The organism is Spiroplasma endosymbiont of Seladonia tumulorum, assembly GCF_964020235.1.
Taxonomy (GTDB): domain Bacteria; phylum Bacillota_I; class Bacilli_A; order Mycoplasmatales; family Mycoplasmataceae; genus Spiroplasma.
This window is the reverse complement of sequence record NZ_OZ026545.1, coordinates 871413-883542: the sequence shown is the minus strand read 5'-3', so window position 1 is coordinate 883542 and position 12130 is coordinate 871413. Positions and strand designations below refer to the sequence as shown.

The 12130-nt window shown below is 29.0% G+C and carries 10 protein-coding genes and 1 pseudogene; all 11 read left to right on the top strand.

Going from position 1 to position 12130, the window contains the following annotated elements; all coding sequences use genetic code 4:
• The first annotated feature begins 62 nt into the window (after window positions 1–62).
• The 11 genes and pseudogenes from AACL22_RS05625 (at window position 63) to AACL22_RS05565 (ending at window position 12127) form a co-directional block, all read left to right on the top strand.
• Window positions 63–356: a hypothetical protein gene (locus AACL22_RS05625; RefSeq protein ID WP_338990278.1), complete on the top strand. Its 294-nt coding sequence runs from the start codon at window positions 63–65 to the stop codon at window positions 354–356.
• Complete coding sequence (locus tag AACL22_RS05620; protein ID WP_338990276.1) at window positions 278–952, top strand: hypothetical protein; 675 nt, start codon at window positions 278–280, stop codon at window positions 950–952. The genes AACL22_RS05625 and AACL22_RS05620 overlap by 79 nt, the downstream gene beginning before the upstream one ends.
• Before the next feature lie 204 nt (window positions 953–1156).
• Window positions 1157–1465 (top strand): hypothetical protein, encoded by a 309-nt coding sequence (locus tag AACL22_RS05615; protein ID WP_338990275.1) that lies wholly within the window; start codon window positions 1157–1159, stop codon window positions 1463–1465.
• 16 nt (window positions 1466–1481) lie between these two features.
• Window positions 1482–3043: pseudogene (locus tag AACL22_RS13770) on the top strand (ABC transporter ATP-binding protein).
• Window positions 3027–4193, top strand: a complete 1167-nt coding sequence (locus AACL22_RS05595) for an ABC transporter permease (protein WP_338990269.1) — start codon at window positions 3027–3029, stop codon at window positions 4191–4193. Before AACL22_RS13770 ends, AACL22_RS05595 begins: the two are co-directional and overlap by 17 nt.
• Before the next feature lie 67 nt (window positions 4194–4260).
• Window positions 4261–4875, top strand: coding sequence for a hypothetical protein (locus AACL22_RS05590; RefSeq protein ID WP_338990267.1), 615 nt, complete (start codon window positions 4261–4263; stop codon window positions 4873–4875).
• An 81-nt stretch (window positions 4876–4956) separates the two neighbouring features.
• The gene (locus AACL22_RS05585; RefSeq protein ID WP_338990265.1) at window positions 4957–5187 is read left to right on the top strand and encodes a hypothetical protein; all 231 of its coding nucleotides are present in this window, start codon (window positions 4957–4959) and stop codon (window positions 5185–5187) included.
• Complete coding sequence (locus AACL22_RS05580) at window positions 5187–6101, top strand: ABC transporter permease (RefSeq protein WP_338990264.1); 915 nt, start codon at window positions 5187–5189, stop codon at window positions 6099–6101. The genes AACL22_RS05585 and AACL22_RS05580 overlap by 1 nt, the downstream gene beginning before the upstream one ends.
• Window positions 6102–6206: 105 nt before the next feature.
• Window positions 6207–7874: a hypothetical protein gene (locus tag AACL22_RS05575; RefSeq protein WP_338990263.1), complete on the top strand. Its 1668-nt coding sequence runs from the start codon at window positions 6207–6209 to the stop codon at window positions 7872–7874.
• 64 nt (window positions 7875–7938) lie between these two features.
• Complete coding sequence (locus AACL22_RS05570) at window positions 7939–8094, top strand: hypothetical protein (RefSeq protein ID WP_338990261.1); 156 nt, start codon at window positions 7939–7941, stop codon at window positions 8092–8094.
• A gap of 124 nt (window positions 8095–8218) precedes the next feature.
• Window positions 8219–12127, top strand: coding sequence for a DNA-directed RNA polymerase subunit beta (locus AACL22_RS05565; RefSeq protein WP_338990259.1), 3909 nt, complete (start codon window positions 8219–8221; stop codon window positions 12125–12127).
• Window positions 12128–12130: the final 3 nt, after the last annotated feature.

Sequence of the window (12130 nt, the reverse complement as noted above, 5' to 3'; positions counted from 1 at the left end):
TTGCCGAATAATAATTAATTAAAAAATATAATTTATTAGTAATAAAAGGGAAGAAATAAACAATGAGAAAATTGCTCAGTGTTTTTGTAGCAGCAACTTTGATAAATGGTTCGAGTCTTTTTCTTGTTGCATGTGCTAAAAAATATTATTTTGATAGTAATATTTGAGTTATTACCGATGCTTTTATTGTGACCGATGCATCGTTTAATGAATCAGCATGAGATGGAGCAAGTAAATATGTCATTTCACAAAAGGATAAAGAAATTTTACCATCAGAGTGAAAAAAAGTCACCATCGAGCTAGTTATTATGAACCAGCAAGTCAAACACCATCTGACTTTAAAACAGCTTATTTAACAACATATATTGCTGACGCAAAAACATTAATTTTGCCAGGTTTTGTGCATGGTAATACCGTTGGATGAGGTGCAGAAATAGTTGATAATTTAATTTATATTGATGGAAGTAGCCAAAATATTCATTTAGGAATGGATCCCCAAAAACCATTAGCAACAAAAGTTGTTGGAATAAGTTATGAAGCTGAATCATCGAGATTTTTTGCAGGAATTGCAACAGCATTATGATTAAATGCTAATCAAAGCAAATATCCTTCAGGTTTAAAAATATCTACAAAAGGAGGAATGGATAATCCTGGCGCTGTTTCAAATTATATGTGAGGATTTTTAGTGGCTGCTGATATTTTTAATGCAATCATTAGTAACAGCAATTTGCCAAACTTATTTAACATTAGAACAGATCTTTTAGCACAAGTTAAAAAAATGAATCCAGCAGTAACTGCTTTACAAAAAATTGAAAAAGTACAAAATGTTATAAAAAATAATGAATCATGATTTTCACAATCATTTGAAATTGGACATGGGAAAGATATTTTAGATGAATTACTTTCTCGTGGAGCAAGTATTATTTTCCCTGTTGCAGGTCCGCAAACCTAAGATACTATTGGCCGAATTAAATATAATAAATCACCAGCTAAAGTTATTGGTGTTGATACCGAACAATCTAAAATTTATGGAGAAGACATAATCGTAACAAGTGCCTTAAAAGAAATTGCAACTTCAACTCAAGAAGCTCTCAAGAATATTTATTCAGATAAATGTGGTTATTCATCTAATAGTAATACTTGAGACAATAATCATGTGACACCGGAATGTTGAATTAATACTGATCAATCATCAATTCAGCATCCAACTTGGACAGGGATTGAAACAACAAAGTCAATTAATGAAGATACTGTTAATTTTATTCATAATAAAACTGATGATTTAACAAAGGATACAGCATTTGATAAAATTATTAAAGTATTACAAGATGCTTATTCCCGAGGAATTGATGATGTCCCTCCTGTAGCAGCAAAGGTATTTACAACAACATTAGCAAATACTTATCAAAATAGTAATACATTGAAAACTTATATTTTAAATGCAATTGAAACCGCTTTGCAATAGAAGGAAAGGACATAATATGAAAAACAAAAATGAATATGCAATAGAAATGAATAATATTACCAAGGTCTTTGGTGATTTAATTGCAAATAATGATATTACCTTAAAAGTAAAAAAGGTGAAATTCATGCTTTAATTGGCGAAAATGGAGCAGGAAAATCAACATTAATGAGTATTTTATTTGGTTTGTATGAACCAACAAAGGGAGAAACCCTTATTAATGGAAAACCAGAATATATTAATAATCCTATTAAAGCGAATCAATTAGGAATTGGTATGGTTCATCAACATTTTAAATTAGTTGATATTTTTACTGTACTTGATAACATTACATTAGGATATGAACAGTTAAAAGGGAAAGTATTTTTAGATCGTTCAAAAGAAGCACGTGATATTGTTCAAATTGCAATTAAATATAATTTGCAAGTTGATTTTAGTTCAAAAATTGCAAATATTTCAGTTGGAATGCAACAACGAGTTGAAATTTTAAAAATTTTATATCGTGAAGCAGATATTTTAGTTTTTGATGAACCAACAGCTGTTTTAACACCACAAGAAATTGAAGGCTTATCAAATATTATGTTAGATTTAAAAAAAGATGGGAAAACAATTATTTTTATTTCCCATAAATTAGATGAAGTGAAAAAAATGCTGATCGAGCAACAGTTATTCGACGTGGAAAAGTTGTCGAAACTTTTAATGTGCAAGATAAAAATGAGAAAGAAATTGCTGAAGCAATGGTTGGCCGTAATTTAGTTGAAATTAAAAATTTAGGGCAAGCACCACGAGAAGAAGTTTTATTAAGAATTGAAAATTTATCAGTAAAAAAAGGCCTAACGCGTTTGATGGCTTTAGATGATTTTAATTTAACCGTTCATGCAGGAGAAATTGTTGCAATTGCTGGAGTAGAAGGAAATGGGCAGACTGAATTAGTAAATGTTTTAACCGGATTAGAAAAAGGAGCCTTTGGAGAAATAATTTTTAATGATATTAATGTAACCAAAAAAAAGTATTTATGAACGCTATCAAAATGGAATGTCTCATATTCCTGAAGATCGTCATAAATATGGTTTAATCTTAGAATTCAATGCAATTGATAATGTTGTTTTACAAAATATTAATCAAAAACCATTTTCAAATTATGGTTTATTAGATAAAGGAGCAATTCAATTATATGCTCAACAAATTGTTAATAAATATGATGTACGAGGTGCAAATTCTGGTTTTGCTGTTACACGCAGCTTATCAGGAGGTAATCAGCAAAAATTAGTTATTGGGCGAGAACTATCACGACAACATAATATTTTAGTTGTTGTTCAACCAACAAGGGGTTTAGATGTTGGAGCAATTGAATATATTCATAATAAAATTTTGGAAGAAAAAGCACAAGGGAAAGCAGTTTTATTAGTTTCATATGAATTAGAAGAAATTATGAGTTTAGCTGACCGTATTGTTGTTTTACATAATGGACGCATTGCTGGTGAAGTTACTGGCAATAAAATTAAACGTGAAGAAATTGGTTTAATGATGGCAGGAAGATATCATAAGAAAGGAATAAAAATTAATGCAAACACAAATTAAAAATTATGGATGATTATTAAAACAGAAAACAAGAATTTTCTTTCGTTCAAATGAATTTAAAACTAAAATGAACTATTTTAAGGCATCTATTTGTGCAATTATTGCAGGAGTTCTGCTTAGTTTTATTATTATCGGTGCAAATGCATTAGATCCATTATTATTTTTTAGTTATGTTTTTCGACTAGCTTTTCACCCATTATTAAAAGATTCGACATTAACTTATTGAGCAATTTATATTGTTGCGGGATTAGCTGTTGCGGTTGGTTTTAAAGCTGGATTATTTAATATTGGTGTTCCTGGACAAATGTTATTAGCAGGTAGTATGACAATTGTTTTAGGTTTAAAGAATCCCACAATTAGTCAAGGAGCTGGCGTAATTGGAGCTTTATTTATTTCAATTCTTGTTGGTGCAATGTTAGCAGCAATTGCTGGAGCATTAAAAGCTTATTTTAATATTCATGAAGTTGTTTCAACAATTATGTTAAATTGAATTGTTTGGTATGTTATGAAATGAATGTTTATGAATCCAGCGCATGGGATGTGAAATTCAAATCAAAATTCAACAATTGATATTGTTACAACAGCCCCAAATTTTAATTTAGTATTGAAAGGGCAATTATGAATTATTCCATTTATTATTGCAATGTTATTATTAGGAATAATTATTTTTATTATGAATTATACTGTTTTAGGTTTTCGAATTAAAGCGGTTGGAAAATCAAAAAATGCTTCTTTATACGCTGGAACAAATGTTAAAGCATATACTATTGTTTCAATGGCATTATCAGGTGCTTTAGCAGGCGTGTTAGGAATGTTATATTATATGACACAATCAACAGTATTACAATTTACAACTGATGCATTACCAGTTGTCGGTTTTGATGCAATTGCTGTTGCATTAGTTGCTTTTACAAATGGGTTTGCTATTTTACCAATTGCTTTATTATGAGGAATTATTAAAACAGCTGCTTTGCAAGCAACGCAATTACCTGATTTTCAAATGTCAAAACAAATGGGACAATTGATTTTCGGAATCATTATTTATATGTCTGCAATTTCTACATTATTTATTTACTTTAAACCGATCTTTTGATTGCGTCGTTGATGAAATATTCAACACAATGTAGAATGAAAGCAAGAATATAATTAAATATCAAAAACAAATTAAGGATTATCAAAAACAAATTAAAAATACGAATAAAATATATCGAATTAAAATGCAAGAATTAAAAAAAGAAGGAACTAAAGAAGAAATTAAAGCATATCGGAATGAAATTAATGATCAATTAACGTTATATGCTGGGAAAATTACCACTTTAAAAACAGAAATTCGTTTTTTTGAAAATTTAAAATATAAGGAAGCAACAAAAATTGGGCAACGTGGTCTTAAAACAAAATATAAATTAGCAACATTTATTGCCCTTGGTTCCGCATTAGACCATTTTGTACAAGTGAAAAATGAATATTTATTTAAAAAACAAGAAATTAGTTTTTTAAAAAATAATTATTATCAAGTCGTATGAAAAGTAAAAGGGCAAGCAAAACAAGAATTATCACAGTTTTATAATTTGCCGAAAATAGAATTATATGCTAAATTATCACATTTACAGTCGCAATATGGTGATTTAGTTTTAAAGCAAGAGGAAGCTATTAAAAAATTACGTGAAAGTTATTATCCTATTTTTAATCAAATTCAACAAAAATATGGAAATGATTTTAAAAGATTGCAAAAAGAAGAAGCACTGATTACTAAAAAATTAAATCAAGAAATTAAAGCATTAAAACGCCAACAACGTCGTGAAATGTATCAATTTAAAATAGTAAATTATTAAAGTAAGAAAAAAATTAAACGGGAATTAAGAATAATTAATCGTCAAGTAAAAGCAGATGTTAAGATTCAACAGGAAGTGGCTGTGTTAAAACAAAATTTAAAACTGCAATTAAAAGAGATGAAACAACAATTTAATCTTGAATATCAAGCTATGCGCAAAAAACATAAAAGAGAGATGCCACAGTGGAAAAAGGAATTAAATCAAAAATTAAAACATATTCAAAAAGTTGTTTCAGAAGATAATAAAATTTTAAAAGCAGAATATCATCGTCAAAATGCCGCTTATCAAATGCAAAAAGGAGGAAAAAAATAATGGAAGCAGTTTCACAATTATTTGCTAATGGTTCAATTCTTTTTGCAGTATTGTTAATTGCGGCAATGGCTGGTTTGTATTCAGAACGCGCAGGAGTTGTTAATATTGTTATTGATGGAATGATGATCATTGGTGCGTTAGTTTATGCGTTACTTGGTAAAGTATTATCACAATATGGTAATGGAATGCAAATTATTGCTTTATTAATTGCCACAATTTGTGGTGGGACTTTTGCCTTATTACATGGTTTTGCTTCAATTACTTTAAAAGCACAACAAGTAATTTCTGGAACAGCGCTAAATTTATTAGCAACTGGAATCGGATTATTTTTTGTAAGCATTCCATCCTTAGCGGCTGGAAATATGATTCAAACAGGTTTTAGTACAATTGGGGTTGATTCATATCAAATTATTAATATTTTCTTAATTATTGCAATTGTTTTAGCAGGTTTTACTTTTATTTTCTTTAGATTTACAAAAACAGGACTACGCTATGTTGGATGTGGTGAGAATCCTAATGCAGTTGATGCAGCTGGAATTAATGTAATTAAAACAAGATATAAGGCAGTTATTATTTCTGGATGCTTAGCAGGCCTAGCAGGGGCAATGTTCACTCATTATGTTTCTGGGCAATTTCGTGGTGACGTCCAAGGACAAGGATATATTGCCTTGGCAATTATGATTTTTGGGCAATGACGAATTCAATATATTACATTGGGAACAGTCTTATTCAGCTTTTTAATTGCTTTAGCAGGAACATTATGACGTTTTGCGGGTTGAAATATTGCTGATCCATCAAATCAGTTATTAAAAATTTTACCATTTGTCTTTGCATTAATAACAATGGTTATTTTCTCAAAAAATTCAAAAGTACCAAAAGCATCAGGAATTCCATTTGATAAGTCATTACGATAAAAACAACCGATATCGGTTGTTTTTATTTACATTTTCTTATTTTTTTTCTATAATTAATGTATTCTGAGGATATATTCTGTAAAAAATAAGGGGAAAAAACTATTTATGAAAAAACTATTCATTATTTTTAGTGTTGTCGGATTATTTACCACTGGGATAACTAGTAAAATTACAAGTTGTCGAATGATAAAATATCGTGATACTAATTATACTAATTCAAATTTACAAAATGAGATGTTAATTTGAATGAAAATTGCCAGTGATGTTAGTAATGAGATAACAAATTATGATAGCAATGGAAATATTAAAAATTCAAACGAATTTCCAGAATTAAATCAATTTTATGATTTAGTTAATCAACGTAACCAGTTGGTTGTTCTTGACCGTTCAAATACGCAGATTAATTTAGGATTAAAAAAATTTCAAAATGAATGTAAAGAAATATTTAAGAAATTAAATGTTAAAATTAGTGAAACATATCCAAATTATTTTAATACTTTAAAGAAAAAACCATTGTATCACCTTGAAGAAGCAGATAAATTTACTTTAACTTATGTTGATTTAGATAAAATTAATAAATTAACTAATACCACAACGACTGGTGTTCGGGCAGTTCAAATTCAGTATGAATTTATGTTAGATTTAAGTTTTAAATCCTTAAGACAAATGCGCCCATTTACAGTTACTTATGTTATTACAAATGAACCAGATGAAATTAAAAAAATTTTAGAAAAATCAATTGCAAAAATCAAAAAATATTTAATTAACTTTTTTAATAATTATGAAAATGTCATAATTGATCAAAACAATGAATTCAAATCAATTTATGATGATTTTGAAATTAATTATAATATTAATGTTAAACCATTAGATAAAATTTTTATTCAACAATTTAATGAAAAAATTAAGAAAAATAATGCAATTAACCAAGAAATTCGTGCGGGAATTGCTTTTGATAAAACTGGTAATAAATCTTTAATGCGCCTAATTTTAGGAACGGTAACAGCTGAAAATTCAGGACAATTACCTGAAACAGCTGACATTGGTAATTATCAACCAGCCTTATGGGCAGGAGAGGGAATAAATCCATCGGGCTTAACAGCTGAAAATTTTGTTACAGCTTATAAAAAAAGTTTACCTATTTTTAATGTCAGTGATAATCATATGATGTTAGCTAGATTATGTGTTAATTTAAATTTTATTTCACTATATGGTTTTCCATTAGCTGGAACATTAAAAATCGATGGTAAAAATTTTGAAAGTAATATTTTAATTAGTCGTCAAGGTTTAGATACTAAATTAATAAATTTTGGAAAAATAATTGTTGCGTTTCATAAATATTATCAAGTTGAAATTAAAAAACGAGTTTCAACTAATTTTAATGATGAAAATAATTTTAAGCATACTAGTATATTTCATGTTGGTGAAAAGTTATTTAATAAATTTAAAAGAAATACACATAGTGCTAATGCAATTTTTAAAGAATTATTAAGTAATTTTAAGCAAAGTTCAAATGTAAAGAATTTACCTGATCTTAAGTTATTTAATGCTTATAATTTGGTCAAAGATAAAGCCGTTTGAGTTGGAAATAATAATAATTATGAAACCGTTCGAAATCGAATTGTCTTCAATTATTGTTGAGGTTCATTTTGTTTAGCATTTACATTTGGTTTAAATCGAACAAATTCAATTTTCTATGCAGCCTACGGTTCAAATGGTGGCGATATTGATATTCCCCATGGATGATGAGCATGAATTTTAATTGATAAGTAATTTAGTTTTACAACTTTATTATTTTTTAGTAAAATTAAAATAATATATAAGGAGGTCTTAAACAATGACGAATTTTAATCCAAAATGTTTTAAATGTATTGCCGAACAAGAAAAACAAGGTGTTGGTGGCGGAGCTGCTGGAATCTTATTTGAAAAAATGAAAAAAGCAATGGTTGGTACAGTTGATGATGAAATTTTTATTTGTGATCGTCTTAAGTAAGAATTAATATAAGGAAAAAAGCAGTTGATGCTTTTTTTTAATTTTTAATAAAAAGAATTGACTTTTGTGTCAAACCAATATAAAATTTATAAGCGTATATTGTGAAAAGTGAGGTTAATAATTAATGGCATTAAAAGAAAAAGAATTTGGGCATTACGCTAAAAGAATTGATTACACAAAAGTAAGTGGGAATTTAGATTTACCAAACTTAATTGAAATTCAAACTGAAACATATGATTGATTCAAGAAAACAGGGATTAGCGAAGTGTTCGGGGAGGTATTTCCGATTGTTGGACATGAAGGGAATATCGTTTTAGAGATGTTAGATTGAGAATTTAGAGAGCCACGAAGAACAATTTCTCAAGCAAAAGATGAGTCAAAAATCTTTGAAGCACCAATTTATTCAAATTTAAAATTAACAATTAATTCAAAAGATTTAGAAGTTGAAAAAGCAATTGTTAAGGGAGAACCCGAATTAATTAAAGCGTGAATTGAAGAACGTGTTGGGCATATGATTACAATTTTAAAAAAATCAACTGATGTTATTTATTATGATATTCATTCTGGTGATGAAACAGCAACATGTACAGTAACAATTAAAGAAAGATTAGATGATAAACTAATTATTGATATTACAATTGAAAAAGAAGGCGAAGTCTTTTTTGGTGATTTTCCACTAATGACAGGAAAAGGAACTTTTATTGTTAATGGTTCAGAAAAAGTCGTTGTTTCACAATTAGTTCGTTCACCAGGAGCATATTATAAAATTGATTTAAATCGTAAAAATGGAGAAAATGTTTACTATGTTGATTTAATTCCATCACGAGGGACATGGTTAGAGTTTGAATCAGATCATAAAAAAATTAAAGTTGGAAAAGAAGAAAAATTTGAGAATGTTTTTTATGTAAAAATAGATAAATCTAGAAAAGTATCGGTTGCTAATTTCTTAACGGCGTTAGGAATTATTAAAGAAGATGCTCTAGAAATTTTTGGCGATAATAAATTAGTAAAAAGCACCTATGAATTAGATCCATACACAGATGATATTTCATATGACCAAAGTATTGCTGTTCAAGAAATTTATAAAAAAATTCGTTCAGGAGAAACAGCAACTCCAGATGGTGCGACAAAATATTTATATGGATTATTATTTGATAAACGTAAGTATGATTTAACCAAAGCAGGACGTTTTAAATTAATTCAAAAATTATCAGTTGAAAATCGAATTTATAACAAAATATTAGCTGAAGACATTAAAGATGTAAATGGTAAAGTTGTTTTTACCGAGGGAACGTTAATGAATAAAGAAGCTATTAACAAGTTAAAAGGAATTTTAAAAGCAGGAGCTTGTTTACAAGAAGTTAAATTTAGTGATGAAATTATTTGTTCTAATAAAATCCAAAAAATTAAAGTGTATGTTGATAATGAAGTTCGTTCACGTGTAGCGAATATTATTGGAATTGATCCTAATGCAACTGATGAATATGTAACAGTGCCTGATGTTTTGGCGACATTTTCATATTTATTAAATTTAACAGATGGAATTGGGGAAGTTGATGATATTGACCACTTAGGAAATCGTCGTGTTCGAACAATTGGGGAATTATTACAAAATCAATTTCGAATTGGTTTACTAAGAATTGAAAAAAATGTTAAAGAAAAAATGTCAACTTCAAATTTATTTAAAATAAAACCTTCAAATATTATTAATAATAAGCCATTATCAGCAATTATTGGTGAATTTTTCAATTTATCACAATTATCACAATTTATGGATCAGACAAATCCTTTAGCTGAATTAACAAATAAACGTCGATTAACAGCCCTAGGACCAGGAGGATTATCAAGAGAACGTGCTGGGTTAGAGGTCCGAGATGTTCACTACTCACATTATGGTCGTATTTGTCCAATTGAGACCCCAGAAGGGCCTAATATTGGGTTAATTAATAACTTAGCAACATATGCCAAAATTAATTCATATGGATTTATTGAAACACCATATCGTCGTGTTATTGGTTGCAAAGTTACAATGGAAAATGATTATTTAACAGCTGATGAAGAAAAAAATTATGTTGTTGCACAAGCTAATATTCGTTTAAGTGATAAGGGTGAAATTTTAGATGAACAAGTGGTTGCACGTTTCCAAGGAGAAAATATTATTGCTGGACGAAACGATGTTGACTATGTTGATGTTTCACCAAAACAAATTGTTTCAATTGCAACAAGTTGTATTCCATTTTTAGAAAATGATGATGCCAATCGTGCTTTAATGGGTGCTAATATGCAACGACAAGCAATTCCTTTAATTGCGCCAAATTCACCATATGTAGGAACAGGAGTTGAATATGCTGCTGCTCGTGACTCGGGATTAGCAATTGTTTCACAATATGATGGAACTGTTGATTTTGTTGATGCAACAAGAATTGTTTTAAAAACAAAAGAAGGGTTAAAAAATTATAATTTAGACACTTTTGTTCGTAGTAACCAAGGAACATCATTAACTCATGTCCCATTAGTACGTCAAGGACAAAAAATTGAAAAAGGACAAGTTTTAGCTGATGGACCATCAATTGATAAAGGAGAACTAGCATTAGGACAAAATGTAATAGTTGCTTTTACAACATGAAATGGTTACAACTATGAAGATGCAATTATTGTTTCAGAACGGTTAGTATCCGAAGATGTTTTTACATCAATTCATATTGAAGAATATACAATTGAACGTCGTCAAACAAAACAAGGTCCAGAAGAGATTACTCGTGAGATTCCGAATATTTCTGAAAATGCACGAAAATTTTTAGATGATGATGGATTAGTTATTATTGGGACAGAAGTTAAACCTGGTGATATTTTAGTTGGAAAAGTAACACCAAAAGGACAAACCCAATTATCACCAGAAGATAAATTATTACAAGCAATTTTTGGTGAAAAATCAAAAAATGTTAAAGATAATTCATTACGAGTTCCAAATGGTGGTGAAGGAATTATCCAAGCAATTAAACGCTTTCCACGAGAAAAATATGAATTATCAGCTGATGTTTTAGAAGTTATTAAAGTTTATATTGTTCAAAAACGAAAAATCCAAGAAGGAGATAAAATGGCTGGTCGTCATGGTAACAAAGGGGTTATTTCGAAAATTTTACCGTTGGAAGATATGCCACATATGGAAGATGGAACACCAATTGATATTATGTTAAATCCATTAGGGGTACCATCACGGATGAATATTGGACAAGTGTTAGAAATTCATTTGGGAATGGCAGCGAAAAAGTTGGGACAAAAAATTTCAACTCCTGTTTTTGATGGAATGACAAATGAAGAATTAATTGAAATTATGGATAAAGCAGGAATGAAAAACTTTGGGAAAGAAATTTTAATTGACGGTCGAACAGGTGAAAAATTTGATAATCCAGTTTCGGTAGGAGTAATGTATATGTTGAAATTATCACACATGGTTGATGATAAATTACATGCAAGAAATGTTGGACCATATTCATTAATTACACAACAACCATTAGGAGGAAAAGCCCAAAATGGGGGACAACGTTTTGGAGAAATGGAAGTATGAGCGTTAGAAGCTTATGGTGCAGCTCATACATTACGTGAAATTTTAACAATTAAGTCTGATGATATTAAAGGAAGAACACGTGCTTATGAATCAATTGTGAAAGATAAAAAGATTCCAGAACCAGGAATTCCAGAATCATTTAATGTGCTAACTCGTGAAATTCAAGGGTTAGGATTTAATATTCATATGATTGACGAAAAAGGAAACATTAAGAATATTAAGAGTTATGATGAGACAGATTATGTTGATGAAGACTTATTAACAGATAGTGATGAATTTGAAAATGAATTTGATATTGATAACTTTATTTTAAGTACTAATCGTGAGCCACAAAAAAATGATAATTTAGATGAATTTGTTAAAGTTGAAGATAGTTTTGACTTGGTAGATAATTTAGACGATGATGAGTTAGATGACATTGATGATGAACTTAATGAAATTAATGATCAAGATGAATTAGATTAAGGG